General features: G+C 49.6%; 19 protein-coding genes. 15 read left to right on the plus strand and 4 right to left on the minus strand.

Annotation, left to right across the window (positions count from 1 at the left end):
• Positions 1-30: 30 nt before the first annotated feature.
• The 13 genes from cysD (at position 31) to CRO08_RS04075 (ending at position 10,102) form a co-directional block, all read left to right on the plus strand.
• Positions 31-930, plus strand: coding sequence for a sulfate adenylyltransferase subunit CysD (gene cysD / locus CRO08_RS04020; RefSeq protein WP_097035147.1), 900 nt, complete (start codon positions 31-33; stop codon positions 928-930).
• Positions 930-2,615 carry a sulfate adenylyltransferase subunit 1 gene (locus tag CRO08_RS04025; RefSeq protein ID WP_097035148.1) on the plus strand — a complete coding sequence of 562 codons (1,686 nt, stop codon included), beginning with the start codon at positions 930-932 and terminating at the stop codon, positions 2,613-2,615. Before cysD ends, CRO08_RS04025 begins: the two co-directional genes overlap by 1 nt.
• Before the next feature lie 232 nt (positions 2,616-2,847).
• The gene (locus CRO08_RS04030) at positions 2,848-3,609 is read left to right on the plus strand and encodes a hypothetical protein (RefSeq protein WP_097035149.1); all 762 of its coding nucleotides are present in this window, start codon (positions 2,848-2,850) and stop codon (positions 3,607-3,609) included.
• 55 nt (positions 3,610-3,664) lie between these two features.
• Entirely contained in the window at positions 3,665-3,994 is a 330-nt protein-coding gene (locus CRO08_RS04035; RefSeq protein ID WP_097034692.1) for a transposase, read from the plus strand.
• 17 nt (positions 3,995-4,011) lie between these two features.
• Positions 4,012-4,860 carry an IS3 family transposase gene (locus CRO08_RS04040; RefSeq protein ID WP_176495013.1) on the plus strand — a complete coding sequence of 283 codons (849 nt, stop codon included), beginning with the start codon at positions 4,012-4,014 and terminating at the stop codon, positions 4,858-4,860.
• Between the two features lie 56 nt (positions 4,861-4,916).
• Positions 4,917-5,843, plus strand: a complete 927-nt coding sequence (locus tag CRO08_RS04045) for a hypothetical protein (protein ID WP_097035150.1) — start codon at positions 4,917-4,919, stop codon at positions 5,841-5,843.
• Positions 5,844-5,882: 39 nt separating this feature from the next.
• The gene (locus tag CRO08_RS04050) at positions 5,883-6,212 is read left to right on the plus strand and encodes a transposase (protein ID WP_097034692.1); all 330 of its coding nucleotides are present in this window, start codon (positions 5,883-5,885) and stop codon (positions 6,210-6,212) included.
• Between the two features lie 17 nt (positions 6,213-6,229).
• Positions 6,230-7,078 carry an IS3 family transposase gene (locus CRO08_RS04055; RefSeq protein WP_176495014.1) on the plus strand — a complete coding sequence of 283 codons (849 nt, stop codon included), beginning with the start codon at positions 6,230-6,232 and terminating at the stop codon, positions 7,076-7,078.
• Positions 7,079-7,133: 55 nt separating this feature from the next.
• Positions 7,134-7,394: a hypothetical protein gene (locus tag CRO08_RS16645; protein WP_141398227.1), complete on the plus strand. Its 261-nt coding sequence runs from the start codon at positions 7,134-7,136 to the stop codon at positions 7,392-7,394.
• Positions 7,379-7,873, plus strand: coding sequence for a hypothetical protein (locus tag CRO08_RS16650; protein ID WP_141398228.1), 495 nt, complete (start codon positions 7,379-7,381; stop codon positions 7,871-7,873). The genes CRO08_RS16645 and CRO08_RS16650 overlap by 16 nt, the downstream gene beginning before the upstream one ends.
• Before the next feature lie 63 nt (positions 7,874-7,936).
• A complete protein-coding gene (locus CRO08_RS04065) occupies positions 7,937-8,575 on the plus strand; it encodes a hypothetical protein (RefSeq protein WP_097035152.1) in 639 nt (212 codons plus the stop codon).
• An 81-nt stretch (positions 8,576-8,656) separates the two neighbouring features.
• Positions 8,657-8,833 carry a hypothetical protein gene (locus CRO08_RS16920; protein ID WP_176495053.1) on the plus strand — a complete coding sequence of 59 codons (177 nt, stop codon included), beginning with the start codon at positions 8,657-8,659 and terminating at the stop codon, positions 8,831-8,833.
• Positions 8,834-9,022: 189 nt separating this feature from the next.
• Positions 9,023-10,102 (plus strand): hypothetical protein, encoded by a 1,080-nt coding sequence (locus CRO08_RS04075; RefSeq protein WP_097035154.1) that lies wholly within the window; start codon positions 9,023-9,025, stop codon positions 10,100-10,102.
• A gap of 50 nt (positions 10,103-10,152) precedes the next feature.
• On the opposite strand, the gene CRO08_RS04080 is transcribed toward CRO08_RS04075, so the two are convergent.
• Positions 10,153-11,058: a LysR family transcriptional regulator gene (locus tag CRO08_RS04080; protein ID WP_073116414.1), complete on the minus strand. Its 906-nt coding sequence runs from the start codon at positions 11,056-11,058 to the stop codon at positions 10,153-10,155.
• A 157-nt stretch (positions 11,059-11,215) separates the two neighbouring features.
• On the opposite strand from CRO08_RS04080, the gene metE reads away from it, so the two are divergent.
• The gene (metE, locus tag CRO08_RS04085) at positions 11,216-13,483 is read left to right on the plus strand and encodes a 5-methyltetrahydropteroyltriglutamate--homocysteine S-methyltransferase (RefSeq protein ID WP_097035155.1); all 2,268 of its coding nucleotides are present in this window, start codon (positions 11,216-11,218) and stop codon (positions 13,481-13,483) included.
• Positions 13,484-13,547: 64 nt separating this feature from the next.
• Here the strand turns inward: metE and bioB are convergent, their stop codons facing one another.
• From bioB to CRO08_RS04100, 3 genes are read right to left on the minus strand one after another with little or no spacing between them, the layout of a single operon-like run.
• Positions 13,548-14,498 (minus strand): biotin synthase BioB, encoded by a 951-nt coding sequence (gene bioB / locus CRO08_RS04090; RefSeq protein WP_097035156.1) that lies wholly within the window; start codon positions 14,496-14,498, stop codon positions 13,548-13,550.
• 3 nt (positions 14,499-14,501) lie between these two features.
• Positions 14,502-15,674, minus strand: a complete 1,173-nt coding sequence (locus CRO08_RS04095; protein WP_097035157.1) for a MalY/PatB family protein — start codon at positions 15,672-15,674, stop codon at positions 14,502-14,504.
• A 10-nt stretch (positions 15,675-15,684) separates the two neighbouring features.
• Positions 15,685-16,227, minus strand: coding sequence for a DUF6803 family protein (locus CRO08_RS04100; protein WP_097035158.1), 543 nt, complete (start codon positions 16,225-16,227; stop codon positions 15,685-15,687).
• A 245-nt stretch (positions 16,228-16,472) separates the two neighbouring features.
• On the opposite strand from CRO08_RS04100, the gene CRO08_RS04105 reads away from it, so the two are divergent.
• Positions 16,473-17,522 carry a sulfate ABC transporter substrate-binding protein gene (locus CRO08_RS04105; protein ID WP_097035159.1) on the plus strand — a complete coding sequence of 350 codons (1,050 nt, stop codon included), beginning with the start codon at positions 16,473-16,475 and terminating at the stop codon, positions 17,520-17,522.
• Positions 17,523-17,653: the final 131 nt, after the last annotated feature.

Raw genomic sequence — 17,653 nt, forward strand, 5'->3', positions numbered from 1 at the left:
CTTGGCCCGGAATCTTAATGGAGATTTAATTTGAGCGAATTTTCACACCTCGACGAGCTGGAAGCCGAAGCCATCTACATCATCCGCGAAGTCGCTGCCGAATGCGAAAAGCCCGTGATGCTGTACTCAATAGGCAAGGACAGTTCCGTCATGTTGCATTTGGCCATGAAGGCCTTCTACCCCGAAAAGCCGCCTTTCCCGTTCTTGCACGTGAACACCACGTGGAAGTTTCGCGAGATGATTGAGTTCCGCGACCGCACGGCGCAAAAACTCGGCATCGAGATGCTGGAATACATCAACCAGGACGGCGTCAAGCAGGGCATCAACCCGTTTGACCACGGCGCGGCATACACCGACATCATGAAGACGCAGGCCTTGAAGCAGGCTTTGAACAAGTACGGCTTCACTGCGGCATTTGGTGGCGGGCGCCGTGACGAGGAAAAGTCCCGCGCGAAGGAGAGAATTTTCTCGTTCCGCAATTCCGCACACGCCTGGGACCCGAAAAACCAGCGCCCGGAAATGTGGAAGCTTTACAACACCAAGATCAACAAGGGCGAAAGCATCCGCGTTTTCCCGATATCGAACTGGACCGAAAAAGATATCTGGCAGTATATCAAGCGCGAAAAGATTGACATTGTCCCGCTGTACTTTGCGGCTCCGCGCCCGGTTGTGGTGCGCGACGGCAACATCATCATGGTGGACGATGACCGATTCCCACTTCGCGAAGGCGAAACGCCCGAAATCAAGTCGGTGCGTTTCCGCACGCTCGGTTGCTACCCGCTTACGGGCGGCATCGAATCGACCGCCACGACGCTTGACGAAATCATTGACGAAACCTTGAGCGCGGTATCTTCGGAACGCACTTCCCGCGTGATTGACAACGAAGCCGCGGGCAGCATGGAACGCCGCAAGAGGGAGGGATATTTCTAATGAAAGGCTTGTTGAAGTTTATTACATGCGGCAGCGTGGACGACGGAAAGTCGACGCTCATCGGGCATATCCTTTACGATTCCAAGTTGCTTTACGCCGACCAGGAAAAGGCTCTGGAACTCGATAGCAAGGTGGGTAGCCGCAGCGGAAAGATTGACTATTCCCTTTTGCTGGACGGCTTGATGGCCGAACGCGAACAGGGCATTACCATTGACGTGGCGTATCGCTATTTTACGACGGATCGCCGCAGCTTTATTGTGGCTGACACCCCGGGGCACGAGGAATACACCCGCAACATGGCGGTGGGCGCCTCGTTTGCAGACCTCTCCGTGATTCTCGTAGACGCCTCGCAGGGAGTGCTGGTACAGACCCGCAGGCATGCCCGCATCTGCAAGCTCATGGGCATCCGTTACTTTGTCTTTGCGGTCAACAAGATGGATCTTGTGGGCTACAGCAAGGAACGTTTCGAAGAGATTCTCGCGCAAATCAACGAACTTGCGGCAGAACTTTCGCTCCATAGCGTTTACGTGATTCCGCTTTCGGCTACCGAAGGCGACAACGTGACCGTAAAATCCAAGAATATCGCTTGGTACTCGGGCAAGGCCCTCCTGGATTATCTCGAAACCATTGATATCGACGACGCACAAACCGAAGCGGGTTTTTATCTGCCCGTGCAGCGCGTGTGCCGTCCGGATCGCACTTTCCGCGGGTTCCAGGGACAGGTTGAAGCTGGTGCAATTCGCGTGGGCGATACGGTTACAAGCCTTCCGAGCAACGAGAAGGCGACTGTCAAGGGAATCTTGCGCGGCGACAGGAATGTGGAAGAGGCTCACGCCGGTGAACCTGTCACCATTTCGCTGGATCGCGAAGTGGATGTTTCCAGAGGTTGCGTCCTTGCGAAAGATGCCGACATCGGCAGCTACAAGAAAATCAGGGCGTCGCTCCTGTGGATGGACGACGAACCGCTTTCGCTTGGCAAGGACTTCCTTGTAAAACTCGGGACGAAGACGATTCCCGGAATCATAAATAGAATTGATTATTCCGTCGATATTAATAGCGGAAAACATATCAATTCCGATGCGCTTGAAAAGAACGGCATTGCCGTAGTCGAGATTGTGTTTGCTGAAGCCATTGTCGTTGACCTTTTCGAGAAGCACAAGACTTTGGGTGAACTCATTCTGATTGACCGCGTGACCCATGCGACATCGGCTTGTGGCGTGGTAGAAGGCCTATTCGAAAGGCAGATTGCCGCAGGTGAAAAGGCTGAATTCGTGCAGGGCGAACGCCACGGTCGCGGAGAAATTTTTGAAGAGTTTTTCTACGATACGACGACACTCTCCGTGGTGAAGCAACAGCCCGTAAAGCAACACTACACCATAGGCGATGAAATCCCGACAGTGGGGGAGAGTTACCGCTATCCCGACGATTTCGACATCATCATCTTGCGTGACAGTGTGGCCGTGAAGGTGCGCGATAGGCGCATTTCCGAAATCACGGAAGCGGGCGCATACCTTTACGACGGCTTCCCGGTCATCAACGGACGAGGCTTTGAAATCAAGGTCTACTCCGACGAGGACGTGTCCCGCTTGCTTCGCGAATACGCCGAAGCGGGTGAAATTGGCCGCGAGGAATTCTTCAAGAAGTGGACAGTTTTTGACACGTATCGAAAAGTTGTGATAAAGTAATATTCATCATCGTTTTTCCCGTTGTCATCCAAATAGTTGTCCCCGGCACCTTTACTGAGCGAAGTCGAAGTATGGCCGGGGCCTTTTATTATGGAGCAGATAAACGAATGTAATCCTATAAAGTTAAGTATTTTAATACTTTTATTGCCTTTCAGGGCGGAAAGCTGATAAAATTTATTTTCTCTTTATCTGAAATTAGATTATATTTATTTGTGTTCAATAGGAATTAACGATGATTAGGCTTCTTTTTTTCTTACTTCTCTATTTCCTGGTTTCCTGTAGCGATACGGTAAACAATACATCCACGACAACTAACGTTTCTACTGTGGAGTCCGAGACAAGTGGCGACTTATATGTTTTCGCTGTAGATGCAGTTTCCGGAAAACCGATCCCTGACGCGGAATTCAGCACCCCTGCTGTGGATGATTCTCTCCGAATTGTTTATGGAGACAAGGGCGCGTGTTTTCCCGATTTGCCTGTCGGCGAAAACTACGCGATTTACGCATCCGCGGAAAATTATGCACCCGTAGTTTGCAACGCTTCAATAAGGTTTTCAGAGAATGTATCCAGTCCCAGCATGAGTTTTGTCGACAACACCACTTTGAATGTTGGACTGAACAAGCTGGCGTCCAGTCTTAGGGGAAGTATCTATTACCAGAACCCCGAGAATCCGATGCAGTTAGATATTTTGCCTGCCGCGGGGGCGAAAGTGACTCTCGTTGTCAAGGATTCTGGTGATTGTATCTTTCTTCAAAAGAAGTATGGTCCTGTCAAGGTTGATTCCAACGGTTTCTTCGCATTTGATTCCCTGCCGGAAAAAACAGACTTCACGTTGAATGTGCATGATGCCAAGTTTAAGGGATTCCTCTTTAGCGGAATAAAGCGAGAAGGTTCTCTCGATTACGCGCAAATAACAACTGTCCTGCCTAAGATTGTCTATGAAAAAATTCAGACAGCCTTCGGTTTCGATTTTATGGACCATGCAGGAGTTTAATAAGAGGGTAGCATAAGCTACTATATTCATTGCGCAACCCCCAAAAGGTAAAACAATGGCAAAAATCAACTATAGCTCCGAGACAAGGGAACAGGTCATCAAGCTGGTCCTGAAAGGCGAAAAGTCAGCAAACCAAATAGCCAAGGAACTCGGAATCGGGCCCAATACAGTCGGTCGGTGGGTAAACGAGTACCGCAAGGAACACAACCTGCCGAGCTACCGCGAGGAACGGCGAATCCGCAAGGTGTCCGTCGAGGAACTCGCCGCCAAGAACAGGGAACTGGAAAAACTCCTGAAGAAGCGTGAAAAGGAGCTTGCGGACGAGAAGGAGACGGTAGAGATCCTAAAAAAATCCCTGCACATCTTTATGCGACCACACGACTGAAATGCGAGGCGATACACGTGAACCGCAAGAAATACTCAGTCAGGAAGATGTGCAGAGCCCTAGGAATACCGCAGTGTTCCTACTACCAGTGGTCGCGCCAGCAGGAAAAACGTGCCGAGAAGAAGGCCCGCGAAGAACGGCTTGTCCAGAAGGTCCGCGACACCTTCGAAGAAAACCACCGCGTGTACGGTTGCCCGAAGATGCAGGCGGCACTCCATGACAAGGGTGACGAGGTAAAGGTGTGGAAACTGCGCCGCATCATGCGCGAGAACGGTCTCTATCCGGTCACGCTCAAGAAATGGAAACCCTACCGCAAGGGCAAATGTGACTCCATGTACAGCGAGAACCTGGTGCAGCGGAAGTTCGATCCCGACAGTCTGAACGCCGTCTGGGCCGGCGACATCACCTACGTCAAGACTACGCTTGGCTGGGTGTACCTTGCCGTGGTACTTGACCTATGCAACAAGGAGGCGGTGGGTTATGCCGTGAGCAAGAACATCGACACGGAACTTGTCAAGCGCGCGTTGTCCAATGCCATCATGCAACGCGGCCATCACGACGGACTAATCTTCCATTCCGACCGTGGCGTGCAGTACAGCAGCATGGGCTACCGCACGATGCTCTCGGAGAATGGGATAACGCCCTCGATGAGCGCCCCGGGCTGCCCCTACGACAACGCCTGCATGGAAAGCTTCTTCGCAAGCTTCAAGAAGGAGATGGCCTACAGGCGAGACTTCAAGGACATCGAAGACGTGCGGGAGGCCGTTTTCAGGTACATCGAGCTGTTCTACAACCGGAAACGGCTCCATAGTTCGCTCGGTTACATGACACCGGTGGAATATAGGCTGTCAAAACAGGCTGCCTAGACCACAAGGGTATACCACTTAACAAGAAAAAAGGATATATTTTAACTTAACCGGTAATGAATATGGTTGTTCATGAACCCACTATTAAAAAAACTACAAATCCAGTGGAAGTCGGTGAAGAATTGGATGTATGGAAAAAGAATGAATTTCTTGACGGAGAGAATGTTGTATCGTATAGAAAATTTAATAAAGACAGTACAATTGAAATAGACTCCTCTATTTATGAGAATGGATTATACGATGTCATAGAATTAAATTTCATTGAAAATAATTATAGGCATGTTGATTCTTCCAAGGTTGAATATTTTGCACAATATGAAGAGGATGGTCTATTAAAAAAAGTGTTTTTCCTTGGGCTGAAAAATGAAGAAGTCTATGAAGAAAATGGGCTCATAAAACCGTATTTTACAAATGTCGTTCATGATACGGTATTCTTTGATGTTTCTTTGTTAAACAATTCAGTCCCTTTCAGCGATGCAAAGTATACATCAAGAAGGAAATTTGAAAACGTCATTTTGGCAAAAAGAATACAGGGATGTTCGGGGCTACGCGAAGATCCGACGATGCCAAATGCTCAATGTATAAGATATGAGCGAAGTGAAATTTCTGACGCTAAATCAGAAAATATTTATTTTCCCGGAATAGGTGTGAATGCGACTTTTGGATTCTCTTATGGCCGATTTAATGAAAATGGTTTTACTTGTGAATCTGAATGCGATAATAGCGGGCAAAAAGTGTTTTATCATTCACCAACAAATCTTCTGTTGGATGAATACATAATTGTGATGGCGTCCAACTGGAAGAAAAACGTGCAGACGGACGAGTGGGAAGAATTGTGCTGGAAGACAAAAGACATGCAGGCAACATATGATCATGAAGCCCAGCACATACGCAATGCGAGAGCTATGCTTGAATTTCTTTTTCATCATCATATGATAACAAAGGATTGGACCATGCAGGAGTTTAATAAGAGGGTAGCATAAGCTACTATATTCATTGCGCAACCCCCAAAAGGTAAAACAATGGCAAAAATCAACTATAGCTCCGAGACAAGGGAACAGGTCATCAAGCTGGTCCTGAAAGGCGAAAAGTCAGCAAACCAAATAGCCAAGGAACTCGGAATCGGGCCCAATACAGTCGGTCGGTGGGTAAACGAGTACCGCAAGGAACACAACCTGCCGAGCTACCGCGAGGAACGGCGAATCCGCAAGGTGTCCGTCGAGGAACTCGCCGCCAAGAACAGGGAACTGGAAAAACTCCTGAAGAAGCGTGAAAAGGAGCTTGCGGACGAGAAGGAGACGGTAGAGATCCTAAAAAAATCCCTGCACATCTTTATGCGACCACACGACTGAAATGCGAGGCGATACACGTGAACCGCAAGAAATACTCAGTCAGGAAGATGTGCAGAGCCCTAGGAATACCGCAGTGTTCCTACTACCAGTGGTCGCGCCAGCAGGAAAAACGTGCCGAGAAGAAGGCCCGCGAAGAACGGCTTGTCCAGAAGGTCCGCGACACCTTCGAAGAAAACCACCGCGTGTACGGTTGCCCGAAGATGCTGGCGGCACTCCAAGACAAGGGTGTCGAGGTAAAGGTGTGGAAACTGCGCCGCATCATGCGCGAGAACGGGCTCTATCCAGTCACACTCAGGAAGTGGAAACCCTACCGCAAGGGCAAATGCGACGCCATGTACAGCGAGAACCTGGTGCAGCGTAAGTTCGATCCCGACAGCCTGAACGCCGTCTGGGCCGGCGACATCACCTACGTCAAGACTACGCTTGGCTGGGTGTACCTTGCCGTGGTGTTGGACCTGTGTAACAAGGAGGCGGTGGGCTACGCCGTAAGCAAGAACATCGACACGGAACTTGTCAAGCGCGCGTTGTCCAATGCCATCATGCAACGCGGCCATCACGACGGGCTCATCTTCCATTCCGACCGCGGCGTGCAGTACAGTAGCATGGGTTACCGCACGATGCTCTCGGAGAACGGGATAACGCCCTCGATGAGCGCACCGGGCTGCCCCTACGACAACGCCTGCATGGAAAGCTTCTTCGCAAGCTTCAAGAAGGAGATGGCCTACAGGCGTGACTTCAAGGACATCGAAGACGTGCGGGAGGCCGCTTTCAGGTATATCGAGCTGTTCTACAACCGGAAACGGCTCCATAGTTCGCTGGGATACATGACTCCGGTTGAATATAGGCTGTCAAAACAGGCTGCCTAGACCACAAGGGTATACCACTTAACAAGAAAAAAGGATATATTTAACTTAACCGGTAATGAATATGGTTGTTCATGAACCCACTATTAAAAAAACTACAAATCCAGATAGGGATGGTATGTATAAGTTCTCAAGTGAAGAAAAATGCATAGAAAAAGCCGAAAACCGGATGAAAAAAATAAAATTTATTTATGAAGACTGGAGTTCTAGCGAATTGCGACATAGTTATAAGGGTAAATCTACGGGCGAATTCAAAATTTCTCCAAGTCCAACTCCGACAAGTCGGAACCGGGAGGCTATATCATGTTCTCAAAGATGATTTACATTTTTTCTTTATTTTCATTCTTTACACTTGCTACTGCGTCTGAAAAAAGCGCATCAAAAGAAGCGGAATGCGAGAAGCCTGTAGTCGAAAACATTGTAGCCTTTAATGGCGACACGATTAAAGTGAATAGAACCGTGCGAAATGATTTGACATTTGAAGGAGTGCGTCTTGAGTATTCCTATGAAAGTATTGAAAAAGATCTGTATTTTAAGGATTCCGTGGTTTATCTCGATGGAACTTATGAAATTGCGGAAAAAAATGGCTCTTTGACAAAATTCCGCTATAAATCGGGTGAGGAACATTATAGTCAATATGACAACGAAGGCAAAATCATAAAATCATATATCATTAATATGGAAGAAAATACCAAATTGTACGATGAAGAGGGAAATTTGCTTCCTTATTATGAAAGCGTCCGCGGAGATACGGTTTTCCTTGAAACAAGGCTTTTGAATGGCGGATTCTGGAACTAGCAGTTGTTTCCTTCCTAGTCCAAAGCCCATGTCAAACAACAACAGAAAAGGTAGAGAAATTCCATGTTCAAAATAATTTTTTTTGCATTCGCTTTCTCTGTTTCATTATGGGCAAACGGCATGCCATTATATGAGAACGTTCGGGAAAATCTTATAAAATCAAATTACTCGTTTGAGGGAAAACGAACAAGGACTTATGACAACGCAAAGACTCTAGAGTTTGAGATCTATTGTAGCAAGTGGTTCGAAACGACGTACCCTGGTGGTGAAATAGATTCTCTAAAAAGATGTCGCCTGATTGTTAATGAGAATAAGTCTTCGATTGATTCTATTATACACAATCAAGGGGACTACCGATTATTTGAAACGGTCTACGATGCAGAAGGGCGTGAGTTCTATTCTCGTTTTGTTGAATGGTATTTAACGTCCATAGATCGGTATGAATCTGGGAGATTGGTTTCTCACGAAGATTGGTGCGATACAATTAGTGCACAGAAAAATCCACTTTGTCGTTCGCTTTATGAAGAACGAGGCGATAGCATGAAACCGGATAGTCTAGGTTTATTTTTGACAAACCAAATTAGGTATGTTTGGGATGAAAAAGGTCGTTTGAAACAGAAGATTCTTTGGGAATTGGGCAATCCATATGGATTGAACGGCACATATGAATTTATCTACAAAAGCCCTTGCGATCCGGTATAGGTTGTTCCCGAAGATCGAGAATGGGGCTGTGATGCGATGCAAGGGGGACGCTACGACGGCTCCTTCGGAAAGATTCCGGAGATGGACGATCCTGAATACAAGTCTTTTGCAGAAGATCCGTATCCTTTATTGGTCTTAAATGGTCCCAATCATACGTCTTTCAATTCTGATGAATCCCAAAAGAAAATCCTTGAACGGCAAAAGAAGCGCTGCGAAGATTATAAGAAATCCCTTAAAAAGAAAGATTCAAAAAAGTAGCCTGCCTGAAGGGTTGCTCGTAGATTACATCGCTCGTTAAGAAGAGTCGATAGATGCCCCCTTTGTTGGGGCCTTTTTTATAACAAAAACCGATAACTCCGCATAAAATTAAAGTATTGGACAATACGAAAAACGCCTTCTATATTTGTGCGCACAAAAAAACAATAACCATAACCAAGGAGTTTAAGAATGAACCAGAATTTTGCAAAGTTCGCCGCCGCTGCGGTCATTACTACATCCCTTTTCGCCTCCAACGTCTTTGCCCAGGAAGCCCCGAAGGCAGAAGCTGCCGCGCCCGAAAAAGCGAAAGAAGAACCCGCTTTCAAGCTCACCGGTAACGTGCAGGCGCAGGCCATCAAGGCCGTTTACGATAACGATGCCGACAACACGCTCGACAATTCCTTCTTGCGTGCAAACATCGGCGGAAAATACACTTCCGGCGATTTCGAGGCGGTAATCAACATTCGTATCTTCTCTCCGACTTTTGGCAACAAGGTCAAGGACGGTGACGGCAAGAACTTCAGCTTCGACAAGATCAGCGCCGATACCTACTACGCCAAGTACAAGTGGAACACCGATTTCGGCGATTTCAGTGCGCAATTCGGTCGCTTCCGTACGGACTGGACTGTTGCCGGTAACTTCGGTACCTACGTGGACGTGCACCTGAACAAGCGCGGATTCCTTGCCCGCGATTACCAGCACGACGCTCTCGGCTTCGGCTTCGACAAGGGCATTTCGAGCTTCAGCCTGTTGCTCGGTACTTACGACAACAAGTTTGATACCGGTTACCTCCGCGCCGAAGAAACCGTGAAACTCGGCGATGCGAAAATCAGCGCCGCCTACCGTGGAAACCTTCTCGACCCGATTCAGCACACGGCAGAAGTCTCGCACCGCATTGCAGGCCGAGCAAGCTACTATTTCGCGAAGAATCTCGGCCTCTACGGCGAAGTTGCCTACATCACCACGGGTGACGTCGAAAACCTCTCGGCTCCGAACGGCATCAAGTCTGAATACGCCCAGGGTACCGACTACGTTCCGTTCTTCGTGGGTGTGGAAATCCCGACTGCGGGCATCTTGAATAGCCTCTATGCGGAACTTGAATATGTTGGCGATCGCGATGAAATCCAGGCCGATGCCGATGAACTCGCCTGGACGGTGAGCCTCATCAAGAAATTCGGCAAGCACAGCAAGATTCAGTTGAGCGCCTACAGCGAAAAGGAACTCTCTGATGTTGCCATTGCTGCCCGCTTTACCGCAAGCATCCAGTAATTACATCTCCAAAACCTTCCCCTGGCGTAACCCGCGCCGGGGGTCTTTTTTTATTTGCAATGCCTTAAAAGGGCAGTAATGTAGGCTTTGGCGTAGCGTGATGGCGTTACGCCTTTTCGCATTACGTAGCCGATAGTCATTTTGTCGCGAACGTCAAGGTGCCGCGCGATAATGTTTCGGCCGTTGAGCTTGTGGCTGATGACGCCCGAGCAGATGGTGTAACCGTTGAGGCCGATGAGCAGGTTGAAAAGTGTGGCACGGTCGCGCACCTTGATGTTGCGCGGACAGTCGAAATCGATGGCCGTAAGCGGTTCTTCGGCGAAGTAGAATGAGTTAAAATCGCCCTGTTCGTAGGTTAGGTACGGATATGGTTTTAAGTCCTCCAGCGTGATTTTTTCTTTTCGAGCGAGAGGGTTCCTGGACGACATAAACACATGCAGAGGGGTTGCAAAGAGCGGTTCAAAGACCAAATTGTTCTTTTGAATGAGTTTTTTGATGACTTTTTCGTTCTTGTCGCTCAAATAAAGTACGCCAATTTCGCTTTTTAGCTTGGCAATATCGTCGATAATTTCGTTAGTTTGTGTCTCTCGGAGCGTGAAATCGTAACTCGGACCACCGAATTTTCGGATGACATCGACAAATGCGTTGACGGCAAAAGAGTAATGCTGGCAGCTCACGGAGAAGATGGTGTTGCCGCCTTTGCCACCCTTGTAGCGGTCTTCCATCAGGGTTGCCTGTTCCAAGACTTGCCTTGCGTAAGAGAGGAATTCGTCGCCCTCGTTAGTGATCGTGACGCCTTTATTGGAGCGGTTGAAGATGGTAACGCCCATTTCTTCTTCGAGCTCATGAATGGCTGCCGTAAGGCTCGGTTGCGATATGAATACACGCTTCGATGCTTCGGTAATGTTGCGTGTGTCGGCGATGGCGATAGCATATTTAAGTTGTTGTAAAGTCATAGACCTTTCTTATAGCTAGTTATCTGGTTTGCTTTTGTTTGCACCATAGTTTTAAGCTATGGTGAATGCGAAAAAAATAGTATTTTACCGATGGTGAAAAAGGAGATATATTTGGCGGCGTAATCGAAAAACAAACAAAAAAGGTAGGTAAAACACTATGAGCAATAAAAAAACATCTGTAATCGGTTTTCCGCGTATTGGTAAGGCCCGCGAACTCAAGTTTGCAAGCGAAAAATTCTTCAAGGGCGAAATCTCCGAAGCGGAGCTCCAGAACGTCGCCGCCGAAATCCGTCAGTACGGTTGGGCGAAGCAGAAAACCGCTGGTATCGACTTTATTCCTTCGAACGACTTTTCGTTCTATGACAACGTTCTCGATACCGCGTTCTTGTTCGGCATTGTTCCGGAACGCTACAAGAACCTGAACTTGAGCACGCTCGAAAAGTATTTCGCTGCCGCTCACGGTTATCAGGGCGAAAAGGGCGACGTGAAGGCGCTTCCCATGAAGAAGTGGTTCAACACGAACTACCACTACATTGTTCCGGAAATCGATGACGCTTCTGAATTCAAGGTGAATGATTCCAAGCCGGTGCAGGAATATAACGAAGCGAAGGCTGCTGGAATTCAGACCGTGCCGACTTTGATTGGCTCCTACACGTTCCTCCGCTTGGCCCGCTACAATGGTCAAAAGAAGGCCAAGGATTTTGTAGCCTCTGCAGTCGCTGCTTACGCAAAGGTTGCCGAACTGCTTGCCGCCGCCGGAGCCGAGTGGATCAGCTTCGCCGAACCCGCCTTGGTGTTCGACGTGACCGCCGAAGAAAAGGAACTTTTCAAGTCTATTTATGTGGAACTCATCAAGAAGGTGCGTGCCGCAGGCCTCAAGGTTGCCTTGCAGACTTACTTCGGTGATATCCGCGATGTGTACCAGGATGTGGTCGCCCTCGGTTTCGATGCCATCGGTCTCGATTTTGTGGAAGGCCTCAAGTCGCTGGAACTTGTAAAGTCCGGTTTCCCGAAGAATACGCTCCTGCTCGCCGGTATCGTGAACGGCAAGAATATCTGGCGTGCTGACTACGCAAAGAAGAATGCCCTGCTGGCTGAAATCGAGAAGGCAGTCGGTGCCGAAAATGTGGTCGTTGGAACTTCATGCTCGCTGTTGCATGTGCCGTACACGGTTGCCGCCGAACAGAAACTCCCCGCCGAGACACTCCGTCACTTTGCCTTTGCCGAAGAAAAGCTTGCGGAACTCTCTGAAATTGCAAGTGGCGACGTTGCCGCTCTTGCACAGAACAAGGCTCTGTTCGCCACTCCGCGCGTGCAAGCCAACGCCAAGGTGCAGGCCGAACTTGCCGCCCTCACCGCCGCTGATTTTGAACGCAAGCCGAGCCGCCTCGAACGCCGCGAAGTGCAGAAGGCCGAATTCAAGCTGCCCGCATTCCCCACGACGACCATCGGGTCTTTCCCGCAGACGGCTGAAGTTCGCGCGAACCGCGCCGCATTCCGCAAGGGTGAAATCACACGCGAACAGTACGTGGAATTCAACCGCAAGAAGATTGCCGAATGCATCAAGCTGCAAGAAGAAATCGGCCTCGACGTGATTGTGCACGGCGAATTCGAACGCAACGACATGGTGGAATATTTCGGCTCGAAGATTGACGGATTCGTGTTTACGCAGAATGCCTGGGTGCAGAGCTACGGCACCCGTTGCGTGAAGCCGCCTGTAGTTTGGGGCGACGTGAGCCGCAGCGCTCCGATTACCGTCGAATGGTCCGTATACGCCCAGAGCTGCACCAAGAAACCGGTGAAGGGGATGCTCACGGGCCCGGTGACGATTCTCAACTGGTCGTTCCCGCGCGAAGATGTTTCGCTGAAGGTGCAGGCGCAGGAAATCGGCTTTGCCATCCGCGACGAAGTTCTTGACCTCGAAAAGAACGGCATTCGCATTATCCAGATTGACGAAGCCGCCCTCCGCGAAAAGCTGCCGCTCCGCAAGAGCGACTGGCACAAGGAATACCTCGACTGGGCAATTCCCGCATTCCGCTTGGTGCATGCGAAGGTCAAGCCCGAAACGCAGATTCACACGCACATGTGCTACAGCGAATTCAACGACATCGTGCGCGATATCGATAACATGGATGCTGACGTGATCACTTTCGAGGCAAGCCGTTCCGACCTCAAGCTGCTTGACGCCCTGAACGAAGCCAAGTTCGAAACGCAGGTGGGGCCGGGCGTGTACGATATTCACTCTCCGCGCGTGCCCTCGGAGCAGGAAATCGTCGACGCTCTCCACAAGATCATCGCGAAGGTCCCGCAGCAGAACGTGTGGGTGAACCCTGATTGCGGCCTCAAGACCCGCGGCGAAACCGAAACCACGGCAAGCCTCAAGAATCTTGTGGCTGCCGCAAAGAAATTGCGCAACGAAAAGTAAGTCGCTTTTGCATCTCGACTCGCAAAACACGTCCTCGACGTTATTAAACGCCAAGGGCGTTCTTTTAATGAGAGGCTTCGCTTTCCACTTGCCAGGAGAAGCCGGCAGCCTCGATGGTGCGGAAGGTTTCTTCGAGACTCTGGCCGCCTTCGGTGAGGTAACCCGACGCGAATATGGAATCGGCCACCTTGAAGAGCGTCTTTTCGTGGCCCTTGAAATATACCTCGCGGCCAGCGGCGCAGCGGATGTCCGATTTCGGGAGCATCAGGCGCGCAAGGCAAAGCACCTTGATGCAGTATTCGGGCGTCAGCGCCGAAATGTCGCGCTTCGCAAGACGCGTGCCTTCTACTGGCAGCAAGAAATTGATGGGCACCGAATCGGGATTGATTTCCAGCAGTTCAAAAAGCATGTCCACCACATCTTCGGGCGTTTCGCCCATTCCGATGATGCCACCGGAACAAATTTCGAAACCGAGGCCCTTCAGCATTTTCAGGTTGTTGATTCGCTCCTGATAGGTGTGCGTCGTGCAAATGCTCGGGTAAAAACGACGGCTGCTGTTCAGGTTGTGATTGATGCGGTTGAGGCCGGCCTCTTTAAGAATCAATGCCTGCTTTTCGGTCAGGAACCCGATGGAACAACAGATTTGCGTGTCGTTCTTTTTCATCTTGCGGATGCGCTCGGCAAGTTTTTCGATATCGTCGTCGGCAAAGCGGATGCCGCTGAGCCCGATGCAGTGCCTCGCCAAATGCATTTCGTCAACGAGATCGTTGTCGCCATACAGCTTTTTGTCTTCTACATAACGATACTTTTCAATCGGTGCTTCGGAATCGCGCGACTGGGCGCAATAGGCGCAGTTCTGCGTGCAGTTTCCGCTGCGGACATTGGTCAGCAACTGGATGCTGACGCGGTTTCCCTTGTATTTCGTGCGCAGTTGGTACGCCTGTTCAATAAGGTTCGACAGCGAATCTGCATTTGCGTTCAGAATTTCAAGAGCGGTTTGTCGATTCAAAGACATGATCTATCCTAATTTTTCAGTTTCTAAGGATTTCACGCCCTGCTTAAGGCGATTCAACCCGTCAAGGCAAATGCTTCTGGGGCAGGCGATGTTCATTCTCAAAAAATGTTCTCCGCCAGAACCATAGGCGTCGCCTCCGATAAGGAACAGGCCTGTTTTTCGCCTTAAATAGGCGGCAACATTCCTTCCCGTATCTTTCAATGATGAAATATCAAGCCACACGAGATAGGTGGCGTCGCCCTTCACGGCAGAAATTTCCGGAAGTTCTTCCGCTAAAAAGGCTTCGACGAGTTTCCGGTTTTCAAAAACGTACTCACGCAGGCTATCGAGCCATTTTTCGCTTTGCTCAAAAGCGGCGACGGTAGCCACTGTCGCAAAAGAATTTGGTGCGCTAAACTTGTCTGCGTGCAGCGCATGTCGAACCTTTCTCCGCAAAGCGGGATTCAGCACATACACTGCCGATGTATGGAGCCCGGCCAAGTTGAAAGTCTTTGTCGGGGCGATGCAGGTTATGCTCACCTCGCGGCATGCCTCCGACACGGCGGCAAAAGGCATATAGCGTGTTCCCGGTCTCGTGATGTCGCAATGAATTTCATCCGCGATAACGGTCACGCTATATTTTTTTGCAAGTTCACCAATTCTTGCCAGGTCCTCAGAGTTCCAGATTTTACTAATCGGATTATGGGGATTGCAAAGAATCATCAGGCTTGTTTGCGGGTCAGAGAACTTTTCTTCTAAGTCCGCAAAATCAATGGAGTAGGTTCCGCCCCTGTACAAAAGGCGATTTTCCGCCACGCGAAGCCCAGCGTCTTCTATGCAATTATAGAAGTTGTTGTAAACAGGCGACTGCACCACGACCTTTTCGTTTGCGGTCGCTAGATGCTTGAGAATAGCCGAGATAGAATAGACGACTCCCGTAGAGAAAAACAGGTTTTTCTGTTCCATTTTAAGGCCGTGCCGTCTTTCCCACCAGTCAATGTAGGCGTTATACCACGAATCGGGAATGTCCGTATAACCAAAGATGCCAAGTTCCAAGCGATTTCGGAGAGCCTCCAGAATTTCGGGCGCAGTCCGGAAATCCATATCCGCCACCCACATGGGGAGCTCGTTTTCGGCGACTTTCCATTTTATAGAATCGTCATTTCGACGGTCTATGACGGTATCGAAATCATACATAAAAAAGTGTTTAGTGATGGTGGTGATGATGATGGTGGTCCATCTCTACCGCAGGGGCTGATACCGCAGAGGTCGCCTTGTCGGGGGAATAACCGGTAATGCCCGGATCTACCATACCGAAAATCATGGCGATATGAGAGAATACGAGGAACGCCGCCAACAGCAGAATGCGGACAAGTGAACGTTGCGCTTCGCTAGCCTTTCGCCACAATGCGCGCACGTTGAGCAAAGCAAGCAAAATCATGGGGATGGCGGCAATCACGTATGAACCGATGGCAACGGCATCGACCCAGGTGCGGAATTCACCGTTAGATGCAAGCGGTACGACGATATTTGGAACAAAGTAAATGGCGATGATAGCAAAGGCGATTCCGCCCAAAATTCCGCAGACACGGTTTATCTTTTTTATTAGGTTACTTCGTTTATCCGCAAAAGGCAAGAGCAGTTCCGTAATGGCGACCGTTTCGGCAAGCACTACCGGGATTGCCATAAAGTAAATCAGGTTCCACGGGGAATTTTGCATAAGCAAATCCATATAGTGGGTAGAATACATATTGACCTCTTGAATTTTGGGGTGATACTATAAAATACAAATCGGTTTTTTGCGGCACAATATCTGGCGTTATACTATTTTCTTATACCTGCCGATAGCAAAAGGCTATTTTGCGTTCGGCACTTATAAAAAAATCCGATAATACCGCATAAGAATTAAGTATTGGACAACGGCAAAAACGGGTTCTATATTTCGGCGCACAAAAAAACAACAAACAAAAAACAATAAACAAGCGAGGTACAAGAATGAATCAGAATTTTGTCAAGTCCGCCATTGCGGCAAGTCTCCTGATTGCGGGAACTATCGGTTTTAGCGCATGTTCTTCTTCTGACGAACAGAAGAGCGAAACTTCCGTCAAGAAGGTCGAAAAGCAGACGCTCACCAACGTGTCTTACGACCCGACCCGCGAACTCTACGCCAACTACAACGAAGTCTTCAAGAAGCACTGGAAAGAAAAGACCGGTGGCGAAGTGGAAATCACGCAGTCTCACGGTGGTTCCGGCAAGCAGGCCCTGGAAGTGGCCAACGGTCTCGAAGCCGACGTGGTGACGCTCGCACTCGAATTCGACGTGAACGCAGTGCGCGACGCGGGCCTCATCGAAAACGGCTGGGTCAAGGAATTCCCGCTGAACAGCTCCCCGTACACATCCACCATCGTGTTCCTGGTCCGCAAGGGCAACCCGAAGAACCTGAAGGACTGGGGCGATCTCGTGAAGCCGGGCATTGGCATCATCACGCCGAACCCGAAAACTTCCGGTGGCGCACGCTGGAACTACCTCGCCGCCTGGGCCTGGGCCGAAAAGCAGTACAACAATGACGAGGCCAAGGTCAAGGACTTCATCAAGAAACTGTTCCAGAACGTGCTCGTGCTCGCTTCCGGTGCACGCGGCTCTACCACGACCTTTATCGAAAACGGCCAGGGCGACGTGCTTCTCGCATGGGAAAACGAAGCCTTCCTCGCTCTCAAGGACTACCCGAACGACTACGAAATCGTAATCCCGAGCATCAACATTCTGGCTGAACCTTCCGTTGCCATCGTGGACAAAGTGGTCGACAAGCGCGGTACCCGCGAACTTGCCACCGAGTACCTAAACTACCTCTACAGCGACGACGGCCAGCACATTGCCGCGAAGAACCATTACCGCCCCTCCAACAAGGCCATTCTCGACCAGTACAAGGAATTCGACCAGAACGTGAACTTGATTTCTATCGAGCACTTCGGCGGTTGGGACAAGGCGCAGGGAACGCACTTCTCCAACGGCGGCGTCTTCGACCAGATTTACGAAAAGAAGTAAGCCAGGTTGTCATTCTGGAGCCTCGAAGAGGCGATAGAATCTAGAACCAAATTGTCATAGCGAAAATCCCTGCTCTCCGGAGCGGGGATTTTTTTGTATATTTACCCATATAGCAGTCAATCCCGCTGACA

The organism is Fibrobacter sp. UWT3, from assembly GCF_900230125.1.
Classification (GTDB): domain Bacteria; phylum Fibrobacterota; class Fibrobacteria; order Fibrobacterales; family Fibrobacteraceae; genus Fibrobacter.